The organism is Micromonospora palythoicola, assembly GCF_036689795.1.
Lineage (GTDB): Bacteria > Actinomycetota > Actinomycetes > Mycobacteriales > Micromonosporaceae > Micromonospora > Micromonospora palythoicola.
The window spans coordinates 1-26522 of sequence record NZ_JBAGKI010000039.1; the positions used below are offsets into that span (position 1 = coordinate 1).

A 26522-nucleotide genomic window follows, 5' to 3' on the forward strand; every position below is an offset into this window, starting at 1 on the left:
GCGGAAGGGGGCCGGTGCCGGCCCCGTTCCGCCCCTGGGTCAGCTTTGCTCGCCGGTCTTCGGCAGCACGATCGTCGAGTCGCTGTCGGCGGAGTCGCGCGGTGCCGGCACCTGCGGCGGGTTCGGGGCGACCACCTGGGTGGCGTCCGGGTCGCTCTCCGGCGGCGTCGTGGACTCCGGCCCGGGTGTCGGCGCGGGGCTCTGGCGCGGCAGCGGCGTGGTCGCGTCGGGATCGGCGGCGGGGCCGGTGACGACCTGGGTCGCGTCGGGATCGAGGGGACGTCCGGTGACGGCCTGGGTCGCCTCCGGGTCGTCACCGGACGACGAGCCGGTGGTGGACGGCGCGGTGGTGGTGGACGGCGCGGCGGGGTCAGCCGCCTCACCGGTCACCGGGTGGGAAGTGTGGGGGGCGGTGTCCGCGGCGTCGGTGGTCGGTGCGGAGTCGCCGAGATGCTCGTCGGTGTCGCGGCGACCGGCGGAGTACGCCCGGGCGTGCTCGGCGATTGTCCGTGACTCCCGCTCGGCCCGGTCGAGCCAGGACTCCCACCGGCTCTGCATCGGACGGATCAGACCTCCGCCGACTCCGACCACGAGGATGCCGCCGATGGTGGCCAGCACCGCGATCAGCACCGGCGTGGTCACCGCGGTGGCGACACCGATCTGGTTGAGCGCGGCGATGATGCCGAGACCGAGAATGAACGCCGAGGCTACGGTGGCCAGCAGCCGACCGTAGGACAGCCCGCCGAGCGCGCCGGAGATGATGTCCTTCACCGCACTCGCGATGGCGGCGGCCACGACCACGATGACGATCGCCACGAAGGCCCGGGGCAGCCAGGCGATGACCCCACCGATCAGGTCGGAGATCGGGTTCGGCCCCCAGATCCCGAAGGCCAGGTAGAGGGTGAGCAGCAGGATCCCGTAGTAGGCCAGCCGGGCGACGATGTCGCTGGCGTCGTAGCGGGATCGGGCCAGGGCCCGGCGGATACCGCCGCGTTCGACCGCACGGTCGAAGCCGACCCGTTCGAGCAGCCGGTTGACGATCTTCAGTGCGGCCTTGGCGAGCAGCCAGCCGACAACCAGGATCGCCACGAAGGCGAGCGCCTTGGGCAGGAAGAGAAGTATCGCACGGAGGGTGTCCCCCACCGCGTCACCGAAGTCGTCTCGCATCGGATGGTCCTCCACAGGGGCGGGTGTTTCGTCCGGCCCGACCTACCCGGCCGCCCCGGCACAGAAACACCCGCCACGGGGGACGCCGGGAAGCTGAACCGCCGCCCGCCCGATCTGCGGCAGCGCGGGTGGCCTGTGGTCGGCGTGTCGAGCGTCAGGGCTGCCACGGATCGGAATCGTCTTCTGCCGGGCATCGCACGACAAGTGCGGCCCAGGACCGAGGGCCTGGGCCGCACTTGTGGGACGGGTCGATCAGACGAAGTTCACGTCACTGCACCACATGTACGCCTGGTCGAGGTGCGAAGCCTGCCAGATGACGAAGACGATGTGGCGTCCGGTGTACCCGGAGGTCGAGACGTTGAACGAGATGTTCTGCGCGGGCGCGTACCTGCCGGTCTGCGTGATGAAGTCGAGGTTGCCCCAGCCGAGTCGTTGGGTGGTGGGGTCGAACCCCTGCTTGCTGACGTAGACGCGGAAGAAGTCGGCGCCGTGGCTGGCCTGGTCGTACAGCTGGACCGTGAAGTTGCGGCTCACGTTCGTCGTCCGCCAGGCACCCGGCTGGTTCAGGCTGTTGTTCCTGGACAACCCGTTGCTGCACAGCTGCCCGTCCGGGGTACGGCCCTGGAAGTTGCCGCCCAGACCGTCCCGCAGCGCGCTCATCCAGTTCCACATGGTGTCGGGGTTGGCCTGGAACGCCTGCCAACACATGGGGTCCTGCTGCTGCATGGCCGGGTTCGTGTGCTGACTGCCCCAGCTCTGCCAACACTGGTAGGCGCGGGAGGCCGGGTTGATGATGGTGCCGTGAGCCTGGGCCGGGGTGGCCCAGGGCAGCACGCCAACGATCATCGCGAGTAGCACGGCAAACACCCGAAGGGGCTGGCGGACGGCTGACCGGGACCGTCCGCCGCGATGATCAGACCTGCGTGAACGCATGCGCGTCCTCCGTTCCTCGGTGGTGTCGGTGGATGGGAGCGCTTCCAACGCCAGATAAGCATCGAGTTTCACAAATGTCAATAATGATCTTAATTGGTGCCACTGTGTCCCGAGCCGGCCCGAGTCACCGTGAAGGGCACCAATGCCCCATCTGTACTGCGACGATGACCCACACCGCCACCCACCCGATCACCCGAACGACGTCCCGGATCGAAACTTTCGGTTGTTGACGGCCCGCGATTCATAGTACCGAGAGGGCCGTCGGGCCGGCTCGTTCCAGAGGCGGATGTCGGTGTGGCCGGCCGAGGTCGTCAAGTCGCGTCCGCAGCGAGCAGCGGCAGCCGCTCGGCGGCGGCGCTGCCCGGTTCCACGGCGCTGCCCGGTTCCACGGCACTGCCCGGTTCCACGGCACTGCCCGGTTCCACGGCACTGCCCGGTTCCACGGCACTGCCCGGTTCCACGGCGTAGGCGATCCGGATGTGGCCGCTGCGTCCCGGGGCGGGTAGGCGTCCCAGTTCCAGACGCATCCCGACCACGGCCCGTCGGAGTCAGCCTGGACAGGCGTAGCTGACCTCGGTCGCCGCCTGCGCCGGTGCCGGCGACACGATGTTCACCGTCGCGGTCTCCGTGGTGCTGCCGACCCCGGTGAACGACCAGCGCAACGTCAGCGTGACGCTACGCTGTCCCCGACCGACGCGCTCGGTGAGCAGAGCACCTGGCGCACTGCCGGTCCGCAGCCACTGATACTCGATCACACCCGCGCGGCCGTTGGTCCGCACGGTGGCGACCACGTCGACGGTGACGTCGCAGCGCGCGTCGGCCGGTCGGGGCACGCTCGCGGTGACATCGGCGATCTCCAGCGGGCTGAGTCGCTGCCAGATCCACAACCCCACCGCAGTCAGCAGCGCAAGGCTCAGCAGCGCGGAGAGCACGGTGGTCAAGCGACGCCAGGGCGACGGCCGGCGCGGCGGCGCGGGTGTCGGCCAGGCCGGTGCCGCTGGCGGGGCGACCGGCACGCCGGGACCGAACCGCAGTTCGCCGCCGGGCCCGGCGGTGGGCGCGGGCAGGGCCGTGCCGCCGGTACGCGTACCGACCGTGACATTCGCGGCCATCGTGTCTCCCCCGGTCCCAGCCAGCGACAGCGTCGGCTCCGCACCGTCGAGTGAGAGGGTCGGCTCCGCACCGTCGAGTGCGAGCGTCGGCTCCGCACCGTCGAGTGCGAGCGTCGGCTCCGCACCGTCGGGTGACGGCCTAGGTGCGGTCACGGACGGTGGGTGTGCGGGCAGGGTGACGGTCGGCTCGGCCGGTACCCGTTGGGTGGGCAGGGCCTCCGTGGCGTCGTCGTCCGGCTGATTCACGCTGTCGTCTCCTGCGTTCGTCGCGGGCCTGGGTGCGGGGGCGGCTGGTCAGCCGGGAGTGCAGAAGGAGTAGAGCGTCACGTGCACCGTCGCACCGGTGGTGGTGTTACCGGCGGCGTCGGTGGCCAGGACCGCGACCGGGATCCGCGTGGTCGCTCCAGGCCTGGGCAGGTCGCCGAACACGCCCCGGAACTGGCCGCCACGCAGCTGAGCCATGTTCTGCTCGTAGGATCGCTTCTCGAGCGTGTAGCGCAGACGGACCCGCAGCTCACCCGAGTCGGTACGGTCGTCGGCGACGAGCGCGGTGACCGTGCTCGCGGTCGGCCCGAACGGGCAGCCCGCCGGATCCAGCTCGGTCGGACTCGCGGTGACTCGGTCGACGGTGGGCGCGGTGGTGTCCGACGGCGGTACGGGACTGGTGGACGACGTGGGCACCGGCGTCGCGGGCGGTGAGCCGTCCGGGGGACGCACCGACCGGCTCGGCTCGACCGTGGTGCCGCCCGTCGGGACGGTCCCCGTATTGGTCGGGGTGGGTAAATCGGGGGTGCCGACCGTCGACACGTCGGACGTTGGCGTCGGCTGCTGTGCGGCCGGAACTCCGACGGTCGGGACGGTCCCGGCGGTCAGATCCGTGCGTGCCTCGGTGGCCGCCGCCGCACCGACCGACGGTGGCTCGTCCTTCCCGGCGTAGCTGAGTCCGGCAACGCCGACCAGCATCGCCGCCACCAGGCCGGATCCGACCAGCGCCGCCCGGGACCGTCCGGTCCGCCGAGGTACGGAGCCGTCGGCGGCCTCGCCCACCGATGTCGAAGCATAGGCACCGACCGCCGTGCTGGCCACGCTGATGCCGCCCCCGCTGCCGTCCGGGAACGGAAACAGAGCCACCAGCAGCGCTGCCCGGCGAGCCAGCTCGCGCCACCCTCGTTCCTCCCAGTCGTCCCCGTAGGCACCGGCGGCTACCTCCTCCAGGCTGGCGAGGAAGACATGCGCGGGCTGTGGACGGTCGTCGGGCCGCTTGGCCATCCCGTCGCGCAGCAGGCCGTGCACCGGGCGCGGCGCCCGATCGGTGGGGATCGGCGCCCGGATGTGCTGCCGGCGCAACGTGGCCAGATCCCGCCCGTCGAACGGCGGGTGGCCGGTGAGGCATTCGAAGAAGGTGGCGGTGGCGGCGTAGATGTCGCAGGCCGGGCTGGCCGGCGCACCGGACCACTGCTCGGGAGCCATGTAGCGGGGGGTGCCGGTGACAGTGCCACCGGAGGCGGCACCGACCGGCATGGCGATGCCGAAGTCGGCGAGCTTGCTCGCACCCTCGGCAGTCACCAGCACGTTCTCGGGTTTGTAGTCACGATGTACGACGCCGCGCGCGTGCGCCGCACCGAGCCCGGCCAGGGAACCCTTGAGCACGCAGAGCGCCGACTCCGGTGTGGTGGGACCCTGCGCACGCAGCATCTGGCGCAGCGACACGCCGTTGACCAACTCCATCACGATCGCCGCCCCGCCGGACGCCTCGACGTACTCGTAGAGGCGACAGATGTGCGGGTCGTCAATGTCGGCAAGCAGCCGCGCCTCGTCCCGGAAGTCGGCCCGCAACAGCTCGTCGTCGGGCCCGGTGGTCAGATACTTGATCGCCACCGCGGTGCCGGTGGCGTCGTGTACGGCGAGATCGACGCTGCCGGAGGCACCGGCACCGAGCCGACGGACCTGGGTGTAACCGGAGACCTGCCAACCGTTCATGTCGCCACTATCCGCGCCACGCGCAAGTGAACGGTGCCGCTGAACACGCGATCATTATCGCCACCGCCGCCGGTGACGCCATCGGCACGGCGGGTGCACCGACCTCACCGGGTGGCCAACTGGTGAGTCGTCCGGTGGGCACGGTCGGCGGCCTTCCGCTGCGCCTGGTGCGGCCGACCGGCGCTGAGCTGCACCGCACCGACGTTTGACCGGACTCGGCGACGGAAAGTGTGGCGGGATGAGATGGGCCCGTCACGCCGTACCCGCCGCCGTCACCGCGCTCGCCGCGCTCGCCGCCCGTGACCTGCTGCAACGGGAGCACGCGTTGCGACGCAACTTCCCGCTGCTGGGTCGTGCCCGCTACCTGCTCGAATCGATCGGGCCGGAGCTGCGCCAGTACATCGTGGCGGGCAACAACGAGGAGCGTCCGTTCACCCGGGACCAGCGCCGCTGGGTGTACGCCTCGGCGAAGCGGCAGAACAACTACTTCGGGTTCGGCACCGACAACGACATCGAGTACACCCCGGGATATCCGGTCATCAAGCACCGCACCTTCGGCCGGGCGGTTCCGGCGTCGACGCCGACGATCGGGCACGAGGTACGGCTGCCGGCGGCGAAGGTGCTGGGCGGGGCCCGTCGGCGTACCCACGCGTTCCGCCCCGAGTCGGTGGTGACCATCTCGGGGATGAGCTTCGGTTCGCTGTCCGGTCCCGCCGTCGAGGCGTTGAACCGGGGCGCGGCGATCGCCGGCTGCCTGCACAACACCGGCGAGGGCGGGCTGTCGGCGTACCACCGCCACGGCGGGGAGCTGATCCTACAGCTGGGTACCGCGTACTTCGGCTGCCGTGACGATCAGGGCCGCTTCGACCTGGCCCGGCTCAAGGATGCCGTGGCCGGCGCGCCGGTGCGGGCACTGGAGATCAAACTGAGTCAGGGCGCCAAGCCCAGCCTGGGTGGTCTGTTGCCGGCGGCGAAGGTGTCGGCGGAGATCGCCGCCACCCGGGGGATCCCGATGGGGCGGGACTGCGTCAGTCCGTCGCGGCACGCGGAGTTCTCCGACTGCGACAGCCTGCTCGACTGGGTCGAGCTCCTGGCCGCCGAGACGGGTCTGCCGGTCGGTATCAAGTCCGCCGTGGGTGACCTCGACTTCTGGACCGAGCTGACCGACCTGATGCGCGACACCGGCCGGGGCGTCGACTTCGTCACCATCGACGGCGGCGAGGGCGGCACCGGTGCCGCGCCGCTGATCTTCACCGACTCGGTGTCGCTGCCGTTCCAGCAGGGCTTCGCCCGCGTCTACCCCGTCTTCGCCGAACGTGATCTGCACGAGCAGGTCGTCTTCATCGGATCCGGCAAGCTCGGCCTGCCCGACAACGCGGTGGTCGCGTTCGCGCTCGGTTGCGACATGCTGGCCGTGGGGCGGGAGGCGATGCTGGCGATCGGCTGTATCCAGGCGCAGAAGTGCCACACCGACACCTGCCCCACCGGGGTGGCCACCCAGAACGCCTGGCTGACCCGAGGACTGGACCCGGCATCGAAGTCGGTCCGCGCGGCGCACTACATCAAGACGCTGCGCCGGGACCTGATGAAGGTCGCTGAGGCGTGCGGGGTGGAGCATCCCGGGCTGATCGACGCCGACGCCGTGGAGATTCTCGGCGGGCGGACCAGCGCCACCCCGCTGCGCGAGGTGTACGGGTACCGGCCCGGCTGGGGCCTGCCGTCGGCGGCCGACCGCAAGGCGGTGGTGGAGCTGATGTCCATCGAGGCGCCCCAGGGCGGCAGCGCTCCCCCGTCACCGACCGCCCAGGGCTGACACCCAGCAGCCGCACCGGCCGTCGACACGAGCACGAGGCGCGGGCTGGCCGAGGCGGCCAGCGCCGTCGTTCCGCCTCGTGGCGGGTCAGCGGCGAGCCCCGACTCCCTCCCCGGCGTCGACAACCACCGCGACCGGTCGGGCCGGTGCCGAGATTCCGGCGGGTCGTACCGGTCGCGTCGCAGGGCTGGTCAGTTCCGATCGCACCGGCCGCCAGAGCAGGTTGACCATGGCCCCGCCGGGACACCACAGGCGTTGCCGGCTGCGGTAGCCCAGCCGGCGATAGAGCCGGAGGTCGTCGTCGCCGTGCGCCTCCGCGTACGTCGGCAGGCCGACGTTGTCCATGTGGCGGTGGCTGCCGGCGAGGACGGCGGCGGCCTGACCGGCCCGGTCGGGATCCGGCGGCGAGGCCAGGAACGCGAGGTGGTTGTGCGCCTCGGCGGGACGCCGGGCGGCAAGGAGGTGATCGACCCGCCGGAAGCGCACGGCGTGTTCTCCGCCGGCGTCGTCGAGTCGCTCGTCGTAGCGGGGTGGCGGCGGGATCGGGCGGTAGCGATGGAACCAGACGGTGGCGGCGGTCCCGTCCCTGAGCAGGAACGCGTCACCGAACAGCAGGGCGTGCTCGGTCCAGATGCGGGCGACGGCGGCGATCACGGCGGGGCGCCGCCGCTCGTCGGGCACGAGCCACGCGCCGAGGTGGGTCGGCACGAGGGTGGCGGTGAGCAGGTCGACGATCCAGTCGAGATCGCACCATCGGGCACGGTGGACCGGCAGGTTGACGTGCATGACTACTCCTGGTGGGGCATGAGGTCGGCAGGACGGTGACGGGCCGCCGCGCCACGCAGACAGGCGCGGGCCCGGGGACGGTCGGCGGTGTGCGGCCGTCGTCGGATGTCACGGCGCGCGACCACGACCGGCGGAGCCGTGTGGACGGGCCTGCGCTCCGGTCAGGCGGGCCGGCTGCGCGGGCGTGGCGAGCGGGAGGGTTGCCGCCGGTCCCGCGTCGATCGGGTCACCCGACCGCTGACCAGCGGCGGCGACCAGCCGGACTCAGCCAGGTCGGCCGTACCGCTGTGCGAGTTCGGCGCCTGCTCGGCGCCGCTGGTGCCGGGAGCCGGCGACGAGGGCGGCGTGTCCGGCGTGCGGTCGGCCCGCCCGTCGCGGTCGCGCTGTCCACCGTCGACAACTCCCTGGTCGGGGATTGACAGCGACGCGGCCGGGTAGCCGGAAAGGTGACGGGTGAGCTGGTCGGCGGCACCGCGTTGTCGGGCGCTGTCCGGGCCGAGGCCGACCCGGTCGGGGCTGCCCGGTCGCGCGGGCTCGACCCCCGGTGCCGGTGGCGCGGGGTCACCTGCCGGTGCCGGCGGCGTGGCGGGGGCCGGGTCGGGTTGCGGAGCCGGGTCCACCGGTGTCGGGGCGGGCTGTGGCAACTCCACGACCGGCTCCAGCACGTCGAGCACCGGCTCCAGCAGATCGAGCACCGGCTCCAGCAGATCGAGCACCGGCTCGACCAGGTCGAGGACCGGCGTCAGCTCCCGAAGGACCGGGTCCATCCCCGCCGTGACGGAGTCGAGCAGCGACGACGCGGGACCCAGCAGCTCGCCGAGCGCGGCGGTGAGCGCCCCGGCTTCGGCCCCGCGCAGCGCGGGCGGTCGCGCCCACGGCTCCGCCGACCGGTTGTCGGGTCCGCTCGCGGTGGGCGGCGTGGCTGCGGGCTGTGCCGCCGGTGCCGCGTGCGCCGTCCCGGTCGCTACCCGAGGCGAGGTCGGCTTCGGTATCGACGCGCTCCGGCCGGTCGACGGCGGCGCCTGCCCAGCCGGCGTCGTCGCCTCGGCCGGCGGTGCGGCCTCCCGCGGTGGTTGCCCACCCACAGGTGCCGGCCGTCCCGCCGGCGCGGCGTCGACGGGTGGTGCCGGCTCGTCGGATGGCGGCGGTCGGAGCGGATCGGCCCTGGGCGGACGGGCCGGCGGTGCAGGTGGGGCCGGCGGCGGGCGGTCCCGGGGCGGGCGGACCAGAACGGGCGGATCCGACCGGAGGACCGGAGCGAGCAGGCCGCGAACCAGGTCGGCGGCGCGGGGGGCGACCTCGTCGCGAACGGCGGCCGGCGGTTCCCCACCGGCCTGGGCGACATCGGTCGCGGCGATGTCGTAGGCACACCACGCCGCCGCGGCGACCACGGTCAGGAACCCGAGTCGCAGGACCGCCCGGACGAGGCCGGGCCGTCGTCTCCGCACCGGCGCCTCCCGTACCCCGACCGCCACCCATTGCGAACGCACCCTAACTCACCGCGACAGCGCGGTCACGAGCCACGGGCGTGTCGACCCGACCGGAGGCCAACTGGTCCAACCAGTTGACGGGTTGATGTGTGCTGAGCCACACTCGCCGGCATGACATTCGTCCCCGTCACCCGGGCCTCCGTCTCCGACCTGGTCTTCGGGCAGTTGCGCGACGCCATCGTCAGTGGCACGTACCGCACCGACGACGCCCTGCCCGGCGAACGGGAGCTGGCCGCGGCCTTCGAGGTGAACCGGCACGCGGTACGGGAAGCGCTGCGGCGGTTGCAGCAGCTCGGCCTGGTCCGGATCAGTCAGGGCGGAGCGACCCGGGTCCTGGACTGGCGGGTGCACGCCGGCTTGGATCTGGCGCTGTCACTCGTCCGCTCCGGCGACGTCCTGCCGGTCGCCACCCTGGTACGCGACATGATGGACATGCGGTCCTGTATCGGCGTGGACGCCGCCCGCCTCTGCGCCCGGCGCGCCGACGACGTGGCGCGCCGACGGATCGTACGGGCGGTCGAGGAGTTCGCCGACCTCGCGCCCGACCTGACCGCGATGGGTGAGGCCAACATCGCCGTGTGGCGGCTCATCCTGGACGGCTGCGGCAACACCGCGTACCTGCTGGCCTTCAACAGTCTGGTGGCCGGTGCCCTGGCGGTGGCCGAGGTGCCGCCGCAGCGGCGCGCCACCGAACTGCTCGACGTCGCCGGGCACCGCCGGTTGGCCTCGGCCATCGCCGACGGCCGCGACGTCGAGGCCGCCGAACAGGCCCGGTCCCTGCTCACCGCCGCGTTGACCGCTCCGACCAGAAAGGACAGCCGGGCATGATCCCCGCCGTGCTCTACGCCATCCCCGCGTTCCTCCTGCTCATCACCGTCGAGGCGCTGTCGTACCGGTTCGCGCCCGACGACGCCGAGCGCGGCTACGAGGCCCGGGACACCGCCACCAGCCTCACCATGGGCGCCGGCAGCCAGGTCATCGGGGTGCCGTGGAAGCTGCTCACGATCGGCCTGTACGCCGCCGCGTACACGATCTCACCGGTGCGCCTCTCCCCCGGTGACTGGTGGGTCTGGGTGCTGTTGTTCTTCGCCGACGACTTCGCCTACTACTGGTTCCACCGGGCGCACCACGAGGTCCGCCTGCTGTGGGCGGGACACGTGGTGCACCACTCCAGCGTGTTCTTCAACTTCTCCACGGCGCTGCGGCAGAGCTGGACGCCGATGACCTCGCTGCCGTTCTGGCTCGGCCTGGCCCTGCTCGGCATCCCACCGTGGATGATCTTCCTACAGCAGTCGATCAGCCTGCTCTACCAGTTCTTCCTGCACACCGAGCGGATCAATCTGCTACCCCGGCCGATCGAGTTGCTGTTCAACACCCCCTCCCACCACCGGGTGCACCACGGCTCGAACGCCGAGTACCTGGATCGCAACTACGGCGGCATTCTGATCGTCTGGGACCGGCTCTTCGGCACCTTCCAGGCCGAGGGGGACGCGGTCCGGTACGGCCTCACCAAGAACATCGGCACCTACAACCCGCTGCGGGTGGCGACCCACGAGTACGCGGCGATCTGGCGGGATCTGCGCAGCGCCAGCTCGTGGCGGGAGCGGGTCGGCTACCTGCTGCGCCGTCCGGGCTGGCAGCCGGCCCGGTGACCGCCGCGACGAGCGGCACCGGCCCGGAGCGGCGACCCGTGGGCGTACGGCCGCGGTGGCCGCAGCGGGAGACGGCGTTGCTCTGGACGTTCGCTGTCGTGGTCGGCGTCGAACTGGTCGCCGTCGCCACCGACGTACCCGAGGTGCAGTGGTTGGCCAAGCCGCTGCTGGCGCCGCTGCTGCTGGCCTGGCTGTGGCGGATCCGCGCGGCCGACGTCCCGATCGCGGTCGGACTGGCCCTCGCCACCGCCGGGGACGTCGCGCTGCTGGTGCCGTCGGACATCGCGTTCCTGGTCGGCATGGGCTGCTTCCTCGGTACGCAACTGGCCTTCGTCAGCGCCTTCCTGGGTCACCGCCGGCCCCGACCGGCGGCGGTGACCGGCTACCTGGCGCTGTGGGCGGTGGCGAACGCGGTGCTGTGGCCACGGCTGGGCGAGCTGCGGCTACCGGTGCTCGGCTACAGCCTGGCGCTGTGCCTGATGGCGGCGACCGCCGCCGCCCTCGGCCGGCGGGTCGCGTTCGGCGGGGGCCTGTTTCTCGTCTCGGACCTGCTGATCGGCCTCGGCGCGGCCGGTACCACGGTGCCCGGACACGGCGTGCTGGTGATGGCGACCTACAGTGCCGCGCTGTTCCTGATCAGCACCGGCTGGGCGGCGGTGCGGCACCGGTCTCAGTGACCGTGGTACAGGGCGGCGACCTCGTCGGCAAAGTGCTCCCGCACGGTCTCCCGCTTGATCTTGAGGGTGGGGGTGAGTTCCCCGTCCGCCTCGGTGAGATCCCGGTGCAGGATCCGGAAGGTCTTGACCTGCTCGGCCCGGGACACGCTGCGGTTGGCCCGGTCGATCGCGACCTGGATCTCGTCACGTAGCTGCGGGTCGTCCCGCAACGCGGACACCGACGCACCGGGGTGCCCGTGCCGCTCCCGCCAGCGCGTCCAGGCCTGCGGGTCCACCGTCACCAGGGCGGCGGGGTACGGCCGACCGTCGGCCACCAGCATCACCTGGCTGACCAGTGGATGCGCCCGGATGCGCTCCTCGATCGGTGCGGGTGCCAGGTTCTTGCCGGCGGCGGTGACCATGATGTCCTTCGTCCGCCCGGTGATCCGCAGGAAACCGTCGTCGTCGATCGTGCCCAGGTCACCGGTGCGCAGCCAGCCGTCGTCGGTCAACGCCGCCCGGGTGGCCTCCGGATTGTTCCAGTACCCGCCGAACACCACCTCACCCCAGGCGTGGATCTCGCCGTCGTCGGCGATGCGGATCGCCACGCCGGGCAGCGGCCGCCCGACCGTGCCGATCCGCATCGCCGTCGGCAGGTTGGCGGTCACCGCCGGGGAGGTCTCGGTCAACCCGTACCCCTCCAGCACCGTGATGCCCGCGCCCCGGAAGAAATGCCCCAGCCGCTCCCCCAGCGGCGCGCCGCCCACGATGGCCAGCCGGCACCGTCCGCCGAGGGTGGCCCGCAGCCGGCGGTACGCGGCGACGTCGAACACCAGATGTGCCAGGCGGAGCAGCCGCCCGGGCCCGCCCGGGGCGTCCAGCGCGCGGCTGTACCGCACGGCCGCCCGCTCGGCGAGGTCGAAGAGCCATCCCCGGTGCGTGTCCTCGGCGGTACGCCGGGCCTGGTCGTGCATCTTCTCGAACATCCGGGGCACGGCCAGGATGAACGTGGGCCGGAACCGGCGTAGCTGGTCGAGGACCCCGGAAAGGTCGGCACTGTGCACCATGGTCGCGCGGTTGTGCACCATGCCGATCTGGATCAGCCGGGCGAAGGCGTGCGCCAGCGGCAGGAACAGCACCGTCGACGCACCCGGATGCAGCAGCTCGGGCAGCACCGCGGTGGCGTTGCCGACATCGGCGGACAGGTTGCGGTGGGCCAGCACGCAGCCCTTCGGTGGGCCGGTGGTCCCGCTGGTGTACACGATGGTGGCGACATCGTCGCCGGTGACGGCGGCGCGGCGGGCATCCACCTCGGCGGCGTCGACGGCGCGGCCCCGCACCACCAACTCGATCAGCTCACCGGCGTCGACGCGCCAGATCTGCCGCAGCCCGGGCAGTTCCGAGCGTAGATCGGCCACGGTGAAGGCGTGCTCGGCGGTCTCCAGCACGCAGCCGACCGCACCGGAGTCGCCGAGTATCCAGCGGATCTGTTCGGGGCTGGAGGTGTCGTAGATCGGCACGGTCACCGCGCCGATCGACCAGAGGGCGTAGTCGACCAGCGTCCACTCGTACCGGGTGCGGCTGAGCAACCCGATCCGGTCGCCGTGCGCGATGCCGGCGGCGACGAGTCCGCGGGCCACCGCCGCCACGTCGTCGCGGAACTGCCGGCAGGTCACCGGCAGCGCGCCTCCGCGCCCCGAGCGGCGCACCGGCCACGACCTCGGGTCCGGGTCGGGCCGGACGAACTGCACCGCGTCCGGGTCCTCGGCCGCGTTGCGCCACACCTGCTCCGCCAGGCCGGCGTCGTCGCCACCGACGACCGGCTCGACCGCTGTCTCCCGCACGCCCGTCCACCTGCCGTCACGTCACCCAGCCAAGGCCCCCCGAACAGATGCTGAACTCCCCCCACGCGCCGCACCCCCAGAACCCCCGAATCCACCCCGCGCCATCCCACCCCGTGCTACCACCCCACCCCACTTCGTCGATCTTGCAGTTTCGGTCGGCGAAACAACCCTTTCGTGGCTTTCGCGGGGACAAGAAGTGCAAGATCGACGAGTGCGGACGAGGCGGTCACCAGTCGTGGACGGTGCCGTCCTGGAGGCGGTTGAACGGCAGGTACGCCGGTTGGTACGGGAATCGGGCGGCCGCCTTTTCGTCCAGCTCGACGCCGAGGCCGGGCTGCTCGCCCGGGTGCAGGTAGCCGTCGGTGAAGGTGAACGACTGGCGGAACACCTCGTTGGTGAGCGCGCCGTGCCGCATGTACTCCTGGATGCCGAAGTTGTGGATGGCCAGGTCGAGGTGGAGTGCGGCGGCCATGCCGACCGGCGAGATGTCGGTCGGCCCGTGGATGCCGGACTTGATCTGGTACTGGGCGGCGAAGTCGAGCAGCTTGCGCATCGCGGTGATCCCCCCGGTGTGGGTGACCGCGGAGCGTACGTAGTCGATCAACTGTTCCCGGATCAGGGTCTGGTAGTCCCAGACGGTGTTGAACACCTCACCGATCGCCAGCGGCGTGGTGGTGTGCTGCCGGACCAGCCGCAGCGCCTCCTGGTTCTCCGCCGGGGTGCAGTCCTCCAGCCAGAACAGGTCGTACGGTTCGAGGGCCTTGCCCAGCTTCGCGGCCTGGATCGGGGTCATCCGGTGATGTCCGTCGTGCAGCAACGGCAGTTCGGGCCCGAACTCGCTGCGTACCGCCTCGAAGACGCCGGGAAGGTGGCGCAGGTAGGCCCGGGTGTCCCAGTCCTCCTCGGCCGGCAACGGGGTGCGCTGCGCCGGCTCGTAGTCGTAGCGTTTGCCGTCGGCGCTGGGCTGGGTGGCCACCCCGTACACGGCGTTGATGCCGGGCACGGAGGTCTGCACCCGGATCGACCGGAAGCCGAGATCGAGGTGGGCCCGGATGGAGTCGAACAGCTCCGGCAGGTCCCGCCCGGAGGCGTGCCCGTACGCCATGATGCCGGTACGGGACGCGCCGCCGAGCAGCTGGTAGAGCGGCATCCCGGCGGCCTTGGCCTTGATGTCCCAGAGCGCGACGTCGACCGCCGCGATGGCCGCCATGGTGACCGGACCGCGCCGCCAGTACGCCGAGCGGTACAGGAACTGCCAGGCGTCCTCGATGCGATGGGCGTCGCGCCCGAGCAGCAACGGCACCACGTGGTCGCGCAGGTACGAGGCGACGGAGAGTTCGCGCCCGTTCAGCGTCCCGTCGCCGAGGCCGGTGAGGCCGTCCTCGGTGGTGATCCTCAGGGTGACGAAGTTGCGGTCCGGGCTGGTGACGATGACGTCGGCGGCCACGATCTTCACGAGGGGTGCCTTTCCCGCGGGCCGTCAACCCGGCGGCGGCACCGGCGGCGGGTCGGGGCAACCCGAGTTGAGCTCGACGTTGTACTGGCCCGAGATGCTAGGCCACAACGCCGCCGCGCCGCCATCCGCGGCCGGGAACCCGCCGAGGGCGGCGGCCCGCCCGATGTGGTGCAGCACCTGGTGGACGTGCGGACGGACCCGGGCGCGCAACGTGGCGCTCCAGCGCTCCTGCTCGTAGCGGTGGTGCAGGTACAGCCGGCGGGCGTGGGCCAGGACCGGCCGGTGTTCCGGCGGCAGGCGGGCCAGCGCCCAGTCGGCGGCGACGTCCTTGGCGCGTACCTCGCCGGTGACCACGGTGAACCAGACGCGGGCGAGGGTGAGCAGCACATTGCGGGTGTCGCCGTCGAGGTCGTCGAGCAGACCCGGTACGCCGGCCAGGCTCGCCCGGACCACGTCGGCCCGGGGCACGGCGTCCAGCAGTCGCGCCGGGGGCGGTCCGGCCAGCGGGTGGTCGCCGGCGCGGACGGCCGCGACCACCAGTGCCAGGTCCGCCATCGTCTCCGGCTGCGGCACGACGCCGGCCAGGTACGCCTCGCGCCGCCACTCGCCGTACTGGAAGTCCACGTTTGGCGGGTAGCGCCACGGTCGCACCTCGGCGGCGACGACCACGGTCAGCTCGATCGGGCGGGCCCGGTGCGCCGGACCGGAGGCGGCCAGCAGCCCGTCGAGCAGCGACCGCCGCTCCCGGTCGGTCAGGCTGCGGGCGGCGACCGCGAGTACGTCGATGTCGCTGGCGGGACGCAACCCGCCGAGTACCGCCGAGCCGTTTAGGTAGGCGCCGAGGAGCCGGTCGCCGAGCACCCGGTCGAGGAGTCCGACGAGCGGCCGGATCTGGTCGGTCACGGTTCGAGTGTCGTTCCGGCCGCGGGTGCGGGCCACCGCTTTACCCGGCGCACGGCGGCCGGTTCCGGTGGTGCGTACGATGCGGCCCATGGCGTTGTTGCACCGAGCGGACATCCGTCCCACCAAGTTGGACCTGTTGGCGGCCTGGCTACCGAGCCGCGGCTGGTACGTCGGCGGCGCCGAGGTGGCACGCGTGGCCGCGTACCGGTTCGACGACCCGGAAGGGCAGGTGGGCATCGAGACCCTCCTGGTACGCGGCGGCGACGGGCCGGTGCACCAGGTGCCGTTGACCTACCGTGGCGCGCCGCTGGACGGAGCCGACGAGTGGCTGGTGGGCACCACCGAACACTCGGTGCTCGGCCGGCGCTGGGTCTACGACGCGGTCGGCGACCCGGTGTACGCGGCCGCCCTGGCCACGGCGATCCTGGCCGGCACCGGGCAGGCCGAGGAGTACTTCGAGGTCGACGGCCGGCGCGAGGTACGCCCGCCCAGCATGGGCATCACCAGCGACACGCCCCCGGTCGACGTGCCCCCGGTCGGCGCGGTGCGCCGGGTGGTCGACGGCGACCCGACGCTCATCGTCACCGACACCGTCGAGCTGGCCGTGATCCGCCGCCCCGGCCCCGCCGCCGCGCCGGCCGGTGCCACGCTGACCGGCACCTGGGACGACGTGCGGGCCCCGCTGGCGTACGCCGCGCCGCGCTGAACCACCACGCACACCGCGGGGCCGGCCCCGCGCCGACCCGCCGGGCGGCACGTAGACCGGCACCGCGGCGGCGGGTGGCGCCGGTCTGGCCTCGGCGAAGACCACGGTGTGCGGGGTGCCGAGCTGACCGGCGAGGTGGGTGTCGCTGTTGCCGACCGCCGGCCACCACCGTCCCCGATGGACGTCGTGACCGAGGTTGCGTCCCCACTCGGCCAACGCCGCCTCGTTGTCGGCGTTCCACGGCAGGTCCGAGCGCCACTGTCCGTTCCACACCTCGACCGTGTCGAAGCACCGGTACGGGTAGGCCAGGGTTCCGGACTCGTACGGCGCGTACGGGTGGGCGGCCACACACAGCCCGCCCGCTCGGCGTACCCGGCCCAGGTGCCGGTCGATGACGTCGTCGCGCACCCCGTAGCGCCATTCGACCTGGTGCCCGGGTTCCAGGCCGAGGGCGAGCCAGTGTCCGGTGTGGGTGGTGATTTCCTGGCCGAGGATGACCAGCAGGTCGTCGCCCGCGTGCCGGCTCCAGTCACCGTGCCCGGCGGCGGTGTTGTGTTCGGTGGTGGCGACGAAGTCCAGTCCGATCTCGCGGGCGGCGGCGGCGAGCTGCCCCGGGGTGAGTTCGCCGCCAGCCGAACGCACCGTGTGCAGGTGGACGTCGCCCCGGTACCAGCCGGGCCCCCGGCCCGCCACGGGGTCGCGGGTCATCATGTCGTGGACCCTACCCAGGGAGGAGACGGCCACCGACCATCGGCCGCAACCGGGGCCCGGAGTCGGGCGACGTCGGCCCGTACGCCGCCGAGCATCTACAGGCATGACTGACAACCTGTCGCGGCGGGTGAGCCGGCACCGCCCCCTGATGGTCTTCGTCTCGGCGATGGCGGTGCTCGCCGTCGTCTGCGCGGTCGGCGTCGTGGCCGACCAGCGGGTCCTGACCGGCGCGCCGATCTGGCTCAAGCCGTTCAAGTTCGCGGTGTCCTTCGTGCTGTACGGCGGCACCCTGGCCTGGCTGCTCTCGCTGCTGCGTCGGCGCACCCGGATCGCGGAGTGGGCGGTCACCGTGGTGGTCGCCATGGGTGTGGTGGAGATGTGCATCATCGTCGGGCAGGTGATCCGCGGCACCACCAGCCACTACAACGAGACCACTCCGGTGAACGCCGTGCTGTGGCAGCTGATGGGCGCGGCGATCATGGTGCTGTTCGTCGCGCACGTCGTCATCGGTGTCGCGGTGCTGCGGCAGCCGGTCGCCGGCCGCGCCGGCCGGTACGCGATCGGGCTGGGGCTCGGGCTGGCGGCGCTCGGCATGCTGGTGGCGGTACCGATGACCCTGCCGGCACAGGCTCCCGTGATCGAAGGCATCGCCGGGGCACACAGTGTCGGCGTGCCCGACGGGGGGCCGGGGTTGCCGGTGGTCGGCTGGAGCACCACCGGTGGGGATCTGCGGATCGGGCACTTCGTGGGGCTGCACGGGATGCAGGTGTTGCCGATCCTGGCGCTGCTGCTCAGCCGGATCGCCGGTGGTCGGCTGGACGAGCGTACCCGGGCGCGGCTGCTGCTCGTCTTGGGTGTCGGCTACGGTGCGGGGACCGTGTTGCTGACCTGGCAAGCGCTACGCGGGCAGCCACTGCTGCGCCCGGACACGCTCACCCTGGCCGCCGCCGCGACGCTGGCGGTGGCGACCGTCGCCGCTGCCTGCGCGGTGCTGGCCCGACACCGTTTTTCGGCGGCCACGGTCGAACCCCAGCCGGCGGCCACGGTCGAACCCCAACCGGCGGGCCCGGGTGAGCAGCACGAGGCGGGTCCGCCCAGCGGGCGGGTCGAGGGTGACAGGCAGACGGAGGTGACGGCGTGAGTGCCACGTTGTTCACGCTGACCTTCGCGGTGGCGGCACCCTTCTGGGCGCTGATGATCCTGCTGCCGACCTGGCGGGTGACCCACCGGATCATCCGGTCGCCGCTGATCGTGCTCCCGGCCGTGGTGATCTACGCGGCCCTGGTGGTTCCGGCGTTCGGCGAGGTCCTGCCGGCCGTGCTGTCGCCCACCCTCGACGGCGTACGGGAGCTGCTGGGCACTGCCGACGGCACGGCGGCGGCCTGGGCACACATGATCGCCTTCGACCTGTTCGTCGGCCGGTGGGCCTGGCTCGACAGCCGGGAACGGAAGGTTCCGCCGCTGGTGATGGCGCCGGTGCTGGTGCTGACGATCCTGCTGGGACCGCTCGGTCTGGCCGCCTATCTGCTCGTCCGCACCAGATGGGCACCGGCGACGGCGACTGCCGGCCGCGAACCACAACACCTAGGCTGAGGGCCGTGGGCTGGGTGGGACGGCTGTTCGACGCGCGGGACAGCCTCGTGCGGATGGTGCTGCTCATCCTCTCCGGCCTGGGCTACCTGTTCTTCGGCACCATGTCCACACCGACCTCCGTCCAGTGGGTGCTCGCGGTGCTGGCCTTCGCGGTCGGACTCTCGCTGCATGACCGGCCGCCGGCCAACATGCTCACCCAGACCGCGCTGCTGGCGGTCGCGATCTGGCTGGTCGACGACTTCACGATCAACCAGGTGGGGGCCAGTTGGGCGCTGCTCGAACTGACCATGGCCGCCCGCCGGAGTCGGACCATCTGGCTGGCGGCCGGGTTGCTGGCCGTGGTCGACCTGACCGACTCGATCGGTGACCCGCTGCCGCGCCTGCTCTCCGGTGTGTTCGGGCTGCTGCCGGAGGTCGGCGTGCCGGTGCTGCTCGGGCTGGTCATCCGGACCACTCGGGAGCTCGGGCAGCAGTCGCGGCGCCGGGCGGAGGAGGAGCAGCGGCGGCGCGAGTCGGAGAACCGCGCGGCCCGCGCCGACGAACGCGGCGCCATCGCCCGGGAGTTGCACGACGTGGTCGCGCACCACGTGGCGTCGATGGTGCTGCGGGTCGGGGTGGCCCGGCACGTGCTCACCGACCTGGACCCGCGGGTCGGCGCGGTCTTCGACGACGTGCACGGCACCGGCACCGCGGCCCTTGCCGACCTGCGTCGGCTGGTCGCGGTGCTGCGTGACCCCGACGGCGTCCGCGGCGACGCCGGGCTGACCGCGATCGAACCGTCGGCGCTGCCGGCCGCGCTCGGCGCCGCGGTGGACCGGGCCCGGCAGGCCGGGGTCACCGTGATCGCCGACATCGACCCGGCGGTCGGTACCCTCGACGCGGTACGCGGCCTCGCGGTGCTGCGGCTCAGCCAGGAGGCGTTGACGAACGTGGCCAAGCACGCCGGTACCGAGGCGGTGGCGCGGCTGTCGGTGACCGTGGTCGGCGGCGCCGTGCACTGGGAGGTGGTCGACGACGGTCGCGGCAGGGTGCCCGCCCCGGTGCCGGCCGGCGGCGGCCACGGCATCACCGGCATGCGCGAACGCGTCGAGGTCCTCGGCGGAGAGTTGACGGTCGGACCGACCGGACCGGGCTGGCGGGTCGCCACCGTGCTGCCCGCCGGCCCGCCGGCGACGGGGCGCACATGATCCGGGTACTGCTTGTCGACGACCAGCATCTCATCCGCGCCGGCCTGCGCATGCTCTGCGAGGCCCAGCCCGACATCGAGGTCGTCGGCGAGGCCGACAACGGCCGGGACGCGATCGTCCTGGCCGCCCGGCTGGTGCCGGACGTCGTGGTGATGGACCTGCGAATGCCCGGCGTCGACGGGATCTCCGCGACCAGCCGGATCCTCGCCGACCGCCCCGCCGCCCGCGTGCTGGTGCTGACCACGTTCGGCGACGACGACCACCTCTATCCGGCGTTGACGGCCGGTGCCTGCGGCTTCCTGCTCAAGGACGCGCCGCCGACCGAGCTGCTCGACGGCGTGCGCCGGGCCGCGACCGGCGACAGTCCGTTCAGCCCGGAGGTGCTGCGCCGGCTGGTGCAGCGCGCGGTGCACGCCCGCACCGGGACGCCGACGCCGGTCGCCGGGCTGACCGCCCGGGAGCAGCAGGTGCTCGACCTGGTCGCCGACGGGCTGTCCAACGGCGAGATCGGCGAGCGGCTGCACATCGGCGTCACCACGGTCAAGTCCCACATCACCAGCCTGATGACCAAGACGGGCAGCCCCAACCGGGTACGCCTGGCGTTGTTCGCCCGCGGCCTGTGAACCGGGTCATCCGCCGGCCATCGCGCCGAGGACGATGAACGGCTCCTCGCCGGCGACCACCCGCTCGGGCAGGGGTGTGTCGGGTGGAAGATTGGACAGGTCCTCCTCGCAGGCGTAGAAGCGGACGAAGGCGCGACGCTTACCGCTGTGCCGGTCGCGGATGGTGCCGAGCAGCATCGGGTACCGCGCCTCGATGGCGTCGAGCACCAGGCGCTGGGTGGCCGGCCCGGGGCCGGCCACCTCGATCCGCACCTCGCCGGTCACCCCGGCGAGGGTCTTCAGGTGAGCCGGGAGGACGACCCGGATCACGGCAGCACCTGGACTTCCACGGAGAGCACGGGCGGTAGGTCCCGGACGATGGGCGCCCAGCTGTCGCCGCCGTCGGCCGAGCGGTAGACCTGGCCACCGGTGGTGCCGAAGTAGATGCCGCAGGGGTCGAGCGTGTCGACGGCCATCGCGTCGCGCAGGATGTTGACGTAGCAGTCGGACTGTGGCAGCCCGTCGGTCAGCGGCTGCCACTCGTCGCCGCCGGTGCGGCTGCGGTAGACGCGCAGCCGGCCCTCCGGCGGGTAGTGCTCGGAGTCGCTCTTGATCGGTACCACGTAGATGGTCTCCGGTTCGTGGGCGTGCACCGCGATCGGGAAGCCGAAGTCCGACGGCAGGTTGCCGCTGACCTCGCGCCAGTTCGCTCCGGCGTCGTCGCTGCGCATCACGTCCCAGTGCTTCTGCATGTAGAGGGTGTCGGGCCGCGACGGGTGCTGGGTGATGTGGTGCACGCAGTGGCCGACCTCGGAGTCCTGGTCGGGAATCTCCCCCGACCGCAGCCCCTTGTTGATCGGCAGCCAGCTGGTGCCGCCGTCGTCGCTGCGGAACGCGCCGGCAGCCGAGATGGCGGTGTAGATCCGACCCGGGTGGGCCGGGTCCAGGATGATCGTGTGCAGACACAGGCCGCCCGCGCCGGGCTGCCAGGACGGGCCGCTCGGGTGGGTGCGCAGGGCGGTCAACTCCGTCCACTTGCCGCCGCCGTCGGTGGACACGTAGAGCGCGGCGTCCTCCGCGCCGGCGTAGACGGTGTCCGGGTCGTCGCGGGAGGGTTCGAGGTGCCAGATGCGCTTGAACTCCCACGGACGCGGCGTCCCGTCATACCAGAGGTGGTCGCCCACGTCACCGGCGTAGGCGAAGTCGTTGTCGACAGTGGTCCAGGTCCGGCCGCCGTCGTCGGAGCGCTGGATCAGCTGCCCGAACCAGCCGCCGGACTGTGAGGCGTAGAGCCGGTCCGGGTCGGCCGGCGACCCGGTGAGGTGGTAGATCTCCCAGCCCCCGAAGTGCGGCCCGTCGACCGTCCAGCTGTCGCGTCTGCCGTCGGCGGTCAGGACGAACGCACCCTTGCGCGTCCCCACCAGCACGCGTACACCACTCATCTCAGCATCCTCTCGTTCGTCGGCCGGCGGTCGCCGCGTCCGTCACGCCGGACGTGCACCGGTCCTGGTCGGTCTACTCCCCGGGTACGACGAATTGGCATCAGTGGAACGGGCAGCACCGGCCACCGGTCGGATCCACGGGTTCCCGGTGGCCGTGGGCCACGACCCGGACACCACGGTGGCAGGCAGGATGTCTGCCGCTCCTCATGTCACCGCGACCTGATTATGTCCGAGCGACATGCCGTTCGAGGCGATCGTCGCCCGTCGGCGTGGCCGGCGACCGCCGGGCTCATCCCGCCGGTGACCGCCGGGCGTCGGTGGGCCAGATGACGGTGGTGGGGATGCCCCGCTCGCGGGCCCAGCCGACGGTCCGGTCCGTCGACGCGGCGTGACAGCCCGGTTCGCCGTCCCAGACCGCCAGCAGCCGCTGCACCCGCAGCAGCAGCTCCCGGTTGGCGGCCACGTACGCGGCGGTGCCGGAGGTGCGGTGGCCGGTGTGCAGCACCCGGGTGGCGCGGGCGAGCAGCTCGTCAAAGGTGCCCCGGGCCGCCGGGGCGATGGTCTTCCGGTAGTCGGGCGCCGGCAGCACCACCTCGTACGTGCCGCCGCCGTCGAGGACCGCGCGGGCGAAGATCTGGTCGGTGCCCGCCGCCAGGCAGGTGACACCGTGCACCGGCCGGTCGCTGATCCTGCGCAGTTCGCGGCGGATCGCCTCGGCGACCAGCCGCTCGGTGGCCGGGGTCAGGTTGATGTGGCCGGTGACCCCGACGCGGACCGGTTCGCGTTCAGGCGGCATCGGCCGAGCCTCCCCGCTGGACGGGCACACCGGGGCCCAGCCGGATCAACTCGAATCCACTGTCGGACAACACGTCGGGCAACGCCCGGATCTCCTCCCGGTTCTGCTCCTTCACCGCTGGCGGCAGCTCGTCCCACGGCCGCAGCAGGTGGTGTCGGCGTCTGGCGTCGTCGCGCGGCTCGCCGAAGGTCCAGCCCTCGGATCGCCGTTCCCGGCACCACCGTTCGTGCTCGAGCCGAGCCAGTTGCTCGATCCGGTCGTCGATGGCCCGGCCGGCGGCCGAGGCGTCACCGGCGCCACCGTGCCGCGGCGCCACCACGCAGCCCAGGTCCAGCAGTTTGGCCGCGATGTCCTGGACATGGCTTCGGTTGGCGCGGCGCAGCGACTCCGGCAGCCGGGACCAGGGCACCATGGCGGGCGCGTCGCCGAGGCGTACCCCGGCCCGCTGCTGGGCGTACAGGTACCGCAGGTGGATCTGCTGGGCGAGCCGCTCGGTGAGGTCCTCGGCGATCAGCCCGGCGTCGCAGGCGTGGGTGAGCACCGGGTACAGCCGCAGCTTCCCGTGCACCTCGTCGAGCAGGTCGTGGCGGGCGTCGCCGTGAAAGGCGGCGGCGAGCGCCGCCTGCCGGTAGACCGGCACGAAGACGATGCTGCGCGTCCCGCGCCAGAGCGCGGGGGTGTCCAGCGCGAAGCGCAGGCCGCCGATCTCGTCGGGGGCGCACAGGTAGATGCGGTCGTAACCCTCGGCGGCCACCTGGTCGAGGCCGACCAGACCGGCGATGTCCCGGTCGTACCCGGCCAGCCGGCAGACCTCGGTGAGGAACGGATACCGGGAGGTGGCCAGGGCGAGTTCGGCGCGGGCGTCCGGTGCCACCAGGTCCACCCGCAGCCGGCGGTCGGGCCCGCCCTGGTCGGCCTGGTGCGCCCGCCAGTGCCGGGCCGTCTCCACCAGCAGGGCCCGGCGGAAGCTGCCGCCGCCGGCGATGAGGACCGTCGTCGGCCGGTCCGGTGCCGACGGCAGCGGATGGTGCCGGTGCAGTGCCCGGGCGGCGATGTCGTCGACGTGGAAGTAGTCCAGGCGCAGCCGACTGGACCCGGCGGCGCCGAGCCGCCGGGCCTGCAACGACAGGCACATCTCCGGGTCGTGGACCTGGACGTACACCCGGGGTGGGTGGCGACGGTCCTGGATCAGCCGGTTGGCGGTGTTGGCGATGGCGTGGTTACGGTCGTCGTCGTCGGTGCAGGCGTAGACGGTGTGCGCCCGGGGCAGGCCGGCGCCCCGCAACACCTCCACGTTCGTCGGATCGCCGACGACACCGAGGTAGCGGCGTCGGCGGTACTCCAGCGGCCCGAACGGTTCGGAGCGTACGACGACCACCCGGCCACCGTCGGCGTACAGGCGGTCGGCGAGCATGTGCGCGAACTGCGAGTCGCCGCAGACGACCGCGTGGCCACTGGCCCGCCGGGCCCGCCGCCGCCGGATCTCCGTGGCCAGCAGCAGCCGACCGGCCTCGGCCACCGCCAGCAGGGTGAACAGCGGTGCCATGAACCGGGCGACCTGCAACTGCCACGGATACGGACCGGGTTGCTCGAAGAGCTCGGCGCTGAGGAAGAACAGTTGCAGGTCGTAGTAGAGGATGTCGTACCGGTCGGCGATGGCCTCGGGGCGTGCCTGCGCCAGGCGTTCCAGGCCGACGTAGCCGAGCACCGAGGCGACCAGCCCGATCACCCCGAAGACGACCCGGAGCCACCACGCGGCGGGACGGGCCGCACCGGGGACCGGCTGGGTCATCGCCCGGCTGCCTCAACCCGCCGATGCGCCAGCCACCGGTTCACCACCATGCGCGCCATGCTATTGGACAAAGTCGATCACCAGGGCCGGCGACGTGCACACCGACCCGGCACTTTTCGCAGGTGACGCCGTTTCCCCGGTGCCGGGATGTCGGGGTTCAGCTCGACATGACCCGGGCGTGCAGGTCGGTGACGACCTTGCGGGCGGACTCGAACGCACCGGCCTGCCAGGCGATGTAGTGGCTGAGGTGGTCGCCGGCGAAGTAGACCCGGCCGTCCGGTTCCAGCAGCCGACCGTACTGGCCGCTGGTGCGCGACGGCCACGACACCCAGCCGCCCTCGGAGTGGCGGGTGCGTTCCCAGGCCACCGAGAACGACGTCTCCAACTCCGTCCGGTACGCCTCGCCGTGGATCTTCACGCCCTGGGCGACGGCGCGGGCCTCCCGCTCGGCGGGCGTCAGCGCCGCATACGCCTGGGCGTTGGCGCCGAAGTTGTAGTAGCCGACCACCACGCCCTTCGCGCCGTGGTAGCCGTAGGAGGGGTACCAGATCGTGGCGAGGTCCAGGTTGGTGTTGGTGATGCCGGAGTAGATGTTCTCGTCCTGCTCCCACCACCGTCGCCGGTACTGCAAGCCGATCTTGCCGGTGGCGTTCGGGACCGGGTACGCCAACGCGTCCCGGACCGGTTGGGTGAGATTGGACGGGATCTTGGCCAGCACCTGCGGTGGGATGGTGCACACGCAGAAGTCGGCGGTGGCGGTGCGCGGCCGGCCGCCCGGCCCGTCGTAGACCACCGTGACGCCAGAGCCGGTGTTGGAGATCGAGCGCACCTGGGCGCCGTAGGTGACGAGGCGCCGGCCCACGGCGGCTTCGAGGGCGTACGCGATGCGGTCCATCCCGCCGACCGGCTGGAACATCAGCATCGCCTGGTCGTAACCGAACTCGAAGGAGAAGTACCGGCCGATGCCACTGGCCAGCACGTCCGTCAGCGGGTACGGGGTGAGTTTGGGGGTGCCTGCCTCGAAGCCGGCGCCCGGCTCCACCAGGTAGCCGCGCCGGTTGGTGCCCGCGTACCGCCAGCTGGCCGCCGGGTCGTCGGCGACCCGGCCGCCGATCGCGCCGAAGCCGCGCAGGAACTCCAGCAGCCGTTCCTTGTCCTCACCCGTCAGGTAGGTGTCGAGCGCACCCTGGTCGGTGGCCTTGGCGAGCAGTTCGGAGACGTACCCGTAGACGTCCGCCTTCGCCTCGCGGTGCCGGATCGGCCGGCCGGACAGCGCCCCGGCGTTCTCGTTGACGTAGTAGGCGTCGGCGTTCTGGTTGCCGAATATCTCGATCGGCACGCCGAGTTCCCGGCAGTAGTCGAGGGTCACCATGTGTTGGGCGATGCGGGCCGGACCGGCGTTGAGGTACTGGCCGTCGGCGAATCGGGCCCGCTGGGTGCGTCCGTCCAGGTCGGTCTCGGTGGTGCCGCCGCGCACCGTCCAGTTGCGCCCGCCGGGCCGGTCCCGCGCCTCCAGAATGCGCACCCGGTAGCCCGCCTTGCCCAGCTCGTACGCGGTGGCCAGGCCGGCGATGCCGGCCCCGAGCACCAGCACGGACTTCGCCGAGCGGCCGGTCAGCGTGAAGTCGGACCGGTTCGGGGCCCGGAACGGTGGTGCCGCCTGGGCGGCGGGCGCCAGGCCGAGCGCGCCCATCGTGCCGTAGAGCACGCCCGCGCCGCCGGACACCCCGACGGCCTGGAGGAACTGTCGCCGCGTCGTCGGTATCGTCACCGCCACCTCCCACTCAAGATCGATGCACGACGATCTCAGTAACGAGTTACCTCGATGCTTCTCTCGTGTTTCACATCGATCTCCGGATGGCCCGGGCTGATCACCTGCCGGACCGCACCGTCCGATCCGG

24 protein-coding genes and 2 pseudogenes are annotated in these 26522 nt (G+C 72.3%); 10 read left to right on the forward strand and 16 right to left on the reverse strand.

The features are described 5' to 3' along the window. Positions 1-372: 372 nt before the first annotated feature. The 5 genes and pseudogenes from V5O40_RS17760 to V5O40_RS17780 form a co-directional block, all read right to left on the reverse strand. Positions 373-1167: pseudogene (locus tag V5O40_RS17760) on the reverse strand (membrane protein); the annotation flags it as partial. A 252-nt stretch (positions 1168-1419) separates the two neighbouring features. Further along, the gene (locus tag V5O40_RS17765) at positions 1420-2013 is read right to left on the reverse strand and encodes a lytic polysaccharide monooxygenase auxiliary activity family 9 protein (RefSeq protein ID WP_332906494.1); all 594 of its coding nucleotides are present in this window, start codon (positions 2011-2013) and stop codon (positions 1420-1422) included. A 398-nt stretch (positions 2014-2411) separates the two neighbouring features. Beyond that, positions 2412-2627: a hypothetical protein gene (locus V5O40_RS17770; protein WP_332906495.1), complete on the reverse strand. Its 216-nt coding sequence runs from the start codon at positions 2625-2627 to the stop codon at positions 2412-2414. Positions 2628-2648: 21 nt separating this feature from the next. After that, the gene (locus tag V5O40_RS17775) at positions 2649-3458 is read right to left on the reverse strand and encodes a hypothetical protein (protein WP_332906496.1); all 810 of its coding nucleotides are present in this window, start codon (positions 3456-3458) and stop codon (positions 2649-2651) included. Positions 3459-3506: 48 nt separating this feature from the next. Further along, positions 3507-5192: a serine/threonine-protein kinase gene (locus V5O40_RS17780; protein ID WP_332906497.1), complete on the reverse strand. Its 1686-nt coding sequence runs from the start codon at positions 5190-5192 to the stop codon at positions 3507-3509. Positions 5193-5218: 26 nt separating this feature from the next. Between V5O40_RS17780 and V5O40_RS17785 the strand changes: the two genes are divergently transcribed. Next, positions 5219-5401, forward strand: coding sequence for a hypothetical protein (locus V5O40_RS17785; protein ID WP_332906498.1), 183 nt, complete (start codon positions 5219-5221; stop codon positions 5399-5401). Between the two features lie 29 nt (positions 5402-5430). Further along, positions 5431-7005, forward strand: a complete 1575-nt coding sequence (locus V5O40_RS17790; protein ID WP_332906499.1) for an FMN-binding glutamate synthase family protein — start codon at positions 5431-5433, stop codon at positions 7003-7005. A gap of 87 nt (positions 7006-7092) precedes the next feature. Here the strand turns inward: V5O40_RS17790 and V5O40_RS17795 are convergent, their stop codons facing one another. Beyond that, a complete protein-coding gene (locus tag V5O40_RS17795; protein WP_332906500.1) occupies positions 7093-7791 on the reverse strand; it encodes a hypothetical protein in 699 nt (232 codons plus the stop codon). 161 nt (positions 7792-7952) lie between these two features. Further along, entirely contained in the window at positions 7953-9281 is a 1329-nt protein-coding gene (locus V5O40_RS17800) for a hypothetical protein (RefSeq protein ID WP_332906501.1), read from the reverse strand. A 111-nt stretch (positions 9282-9392) separates the two neighbouring features. Between V5O40_RS17800 and V5O40_RS17805 the strand changes: the two genes are divergently transcribed. Genes V5O40_RS17805 through V5O40_RS17815 form a run of 3 tightly spaced genes read left to right on the forward strand, consistent with a single transcriptional unit; the run spans position 9393 to position 11610 of the window. Next, the gene (locus V5O40_RS17805) at positions 9393-10109 is read left to right on the forward strand and encodes a FadR/GntR family transcriptional regulator (RefSeq protein WP_332906502.1); all 717 of its coding nucleotides are present in this window, start codon (positions 9393-9395) and stop codon (positions 10107-10109) included. Further along, positions 10106-10933 carry a sterol desaturase family protein gene (locus tag V5O40_RS17810; RefSeq protein ID WP_332906503.1) on the forward strand — a complete coding sequence of 276 codons (828 nt, stop codon included), beginning with the start codon at positions 10106-10108 and terminating at the stop codon, positions 10931-10933. Before V5O40_RS17805 ends, V5O40_RS17810 begins: the two co-directional genes overlap by 4 nt. Continuing rightward, positions 10930-11610 carry a lysoplasmalogenase gene (locus tag V5O40_RS17815; RefSeq protein ID WP_332906504.1) on the forward strand — a complete coding sequence of 227 codons (681 nt, stop codon included), beginning with the start codon at positions 10930-10932 and terminating at the stop codon, positions 11608-11610. Before V5O40_RS17810 ends, V5O40_RS17815 begins: the two co-directional genes overlap by 4 nt. On the opposite strand, the gene V5O40_RS17820 is transcribed toward V5O40_RS17815, so the two are convergent. The 3 genes from V5O40_RS17820 to V5O40_RS17830 form a co-directional block, all read right to left on the reverse strand. Next, positions 11604-13433, reverse strand: a complete 1830-nt coding sequence (locus V5O40_RS17820; RefSeq protein ID WP_332906505.1) for an AMP-dependent synthetase/ligase — start codon at positions 13431-13433, stop codon at positions 11604-11606. The two genes, V5O40_RS17815 and V5O40_RS17820, sit on opposite strands and share 7 nt — an antisense overlap. Positions 13434-13659: 226 nt before the next feature. Further along, a complete protein-coding gene (gene manD / locus V5O40_RS17825; RefSeq protein ID WP_332906506.1) occupies positions 13660-14889 on the reverse strand; it encodes a D-mannonate dehydratase ManD in 1230 nt (409 codons plus the stop codon). A 24-nt stretch (positions 14890-14913) separates the two neighbouring features. Beyond that, positions 14914-15792: an aminoglycoside adenylyltransferase family protein gene (locus tag V5O40_RS17830; protein ID WP_332906507.1), complete on the reverse strand. Its 879-nt coding sequence runs from the start codon at positions 15790-15792 to the stop codon at positions 14914-14916. Positions 15793-15880: 88 nt separating this feature from the next. Between V5O40_RS17830 and V5O40_RS17835 the strand changes: the two genes are divergently transcribed. Next, positions 15881-16498, forward strand: coding sequence for a CG0192-related protein (locus tag V5O40_RS17835; protein ID WP_332906508.1), 618 nt, complete (start codon positions 15881-15883; stop codon positions 16496-16498). Positions 16499-16600: 102 nt separating this feature from the next. Here V5O40_RS17835 and V5O40_RS17840 read toward each other — a convergent pair. Further along, positions 16601-17314: pseudogene (locus tag V5O40_RS17840) on the reverse strand (CehA/McbA family metallohydrolase); the annotation flags it as partial. On the opposite strand from V5O40_RS17840, the gene V5O40_RS17845 reads away from it, so the two are divergent. From V5O40_RS17845 to V5O40_RS17860, 4 genes are read left to right on the forward strand one after another with little or no spacing between them, the layout of a single operon-like run. Continuing rightward, entirely contained in the window at positions 17313-18350 is a 1038-nt protein-coding gene (locus V5O40_RS17845; protein WP_332906509.1) for a hypothetical protein, read from the forward strand. The pseudogene V5O40_RS17840 and the gene V5O40_RS17845 sit on opposite strands and share 2 nt — an antisense overlap. Then, entirely contained in the window at positions 18347-18802 is a 456-nt protein-coding gene (locus tag V5O40_RS17850; protein WP_332906510.1) for an ABA4-like family protein, read from the forward strand. The genes V5O40_RS17845 and V5O40_RS17850 overlap by 4 nt, the downstream gene beginning before the upstream one ends. Positions 18803-18807: 5 nt before the next feature. Further along, complete coding sequence (locus V5O40_RS17855; protein WP_332906511.1) at positions 18808-19989, forward strand: sensor histidine kinase; 1182 nt, start codon at positions 18808-18810, stop codon at positions 19987-19989. Continuing rightward, on the forward strand, positions 19986-20612 hold the full coding sequence (locus V5O40_RS17860; RefSeq protein WP_332906512.1) for a response regulator transcription factor: 627 nt from the start codon (positions 19986-19988) through the stop codon (positions 20610-20612). The genes V5O40_RS17855 and V5O40_RS17860 overlap by 4 nt, the downstream gene beginning before the upstream one ends. Positions 20613-20618: 6 nt before the next feature. Here V5O40_RS17860 and V5O40_RS17865 read toward each other — a convergent pair whose 3' ends face one another. From V5O40_RS17865 to V5O40_RS17885, 5 genes are all read right to left on the reverse strand, one after another. Continuing rightward, a complete protein-coding gene (locus tag V5O40_RS17865) occupies positions 20619-20921 on the reverse strand; it encodes a MoaD/ThiS family protein (RefSeq protein ID WP_332906513.1) in 303 nt (100 codons plus the stop codon). Beyond that, positions 20918-22033, reverse strand: coding sequence for a WD40/YVTN/BNR-like repeat-containing protein (locus V5O40_RS17870; RefSeq protein ID WP_332906514.1), 1116 nt, complete (start codon positions 22031-22033; stop codon positions 20918-20920). Before V5O40_RS17870 ends, V5O40_RS17865 begins: the two co-directional genes overlap by 4 nt. A gap of 289 nt (positions 22034-22322) precedes the next feature. Next, the gene (locus tag V5O40_RS17875) at positions 22323-22829 is read right to left on the reverse strand and encodes a hypothetical protein (protein WP_332906515.1); all 507 of its coding nucleotides are present in this window, start codon (positions 22827-22829) and stop codon (positions 22323-22325) included. Beyond that, the gene (locus tag V5O40_RS17880; protein WP_332906516.1) at positions 22819-24621 is read right to left on the reverse strand and encodes a RyR domain-containing protein; all 1803 of its coding nucleotides are present in this window, start codon (positions 24619-24621) and stop codon (positions 22819-22821) included. The genes V5O40_RS17875 and V5O40_RS17880 overlap by 11 nt, the downstream gene beginning before the upstream one ends. Positions 24622-24778: 157 nt before the next feature. Further along, entirely contained in the window at positions 24779-26392 is a 1614-nt protein-coding gene (locus tag V5O40_RS17885; protein WP_332906517.1) for a flavin monoamine oxidase family protein, read from the reverse strand. Positions 26393-26522: the final 130 nt, after the last annotated feature.

What these genes read in the sequence shown, in the direction of transcription:
- V5O40_RS17765 (WP_332906494.1), bottom strand. Translation starts at nt 2,013, where the DNA reads ATGATCGTTGGCGTGCTGCCCTGGGCCACCCCGGCCCAGGCTCACGGC.
- V5O40_RS17770 (WP_332906495.1), bottom strand. Translation starts at nt 2,627, where the DNA reads ATGCGTCTGGAACTGGGACGCCTACCCGCCCCGGGACGCAGCGGCCAC.
- V5O40_RS17780 (WP_332906497.1), bottom strand. Translation starts at nt 5,192, where the DNA reads ATGAACGGTTGGCAGGTCTCCGGTTACACCCAGGTCCGTCGGCTCGGT.
- V5O40_RS17790 (WP_332906499.1), top strand. Translation starts at nt 5,431, where the DNA reads ATGAGATGGGCCCGTCACGCCGTACCCGCCGCCGTCACCGCGCTCGCC.
- V5O40_RS17795 (WP_332906500.1), bottom strand. Translation starts at nt 7,791, where the DNA reads ATGCACGTCAACCTGCCGGTCCACCGTGCCCGATGGTGCGATCTCGAC.
- V5O40_RS17805 (WP_332906502.1), top strand. Translation starts at nt 9,393, where the DNA reads ATGACATTCGTCCCCGTCACCCGGGCCTCCGTCTCCGACCTGGTCTTC.
- V5O40_RS17810 (WP_332906503.1), top strand. Translation starts at nt 10,106, where the DNA reads ATGATCCCCGCCGTGCTCTACGCCATCCCCGCGTTCCTCCTGCTCATC.
- V5O40_RS17835 (WP_332906508.1), top strand. Translation starts at nt 15,881, where the DNA reads ATGGCGTTGTTGCACCGAGCGGACATCCGTCCCACCAAGTTGGACCTG.
- V5O40_RS17845 (WP_332906509.1), top strand. Translation starts at nt 17,313, where the DNA reads ATGACTGACAACCTGTCGCGGCGGGTGAGCCGGCACCGCCCCCTGATG.
- V5O40_RS17860 (WP_332906512.1), top strand. Translation starts at nt 19,986, where the DNA reads ATGATCCGGGTACTGCTTGTCGACGACCAGCATCTCATCCGCGCCGGC.
- V5O40_RS17870 (WP_332906514.1), bottom strand. Translation starts at nt 22,033, where the DNA reads ATGAGTGGTGTACGCGTGCTGGTGGGGACGCGCAAGGGTGCGTTCGTC.
- V5O40_RS17875 (WP_332906515.1), bottom strand. Translation starts at nt 22,829, where the DNA reads ATGCCGCCTGAACGCGAACCGGTCCGCGTCGGGGTCACCGGCCACATC.
- V5O40_RS17880 (WP_332906516.1), bottom strand. Translation starts at nt 24,621, where the DNA reads ATGACCCAGCCGGTCCCCGGTGCGGCCCGTCCCGCCGCGTGGTGGCTC.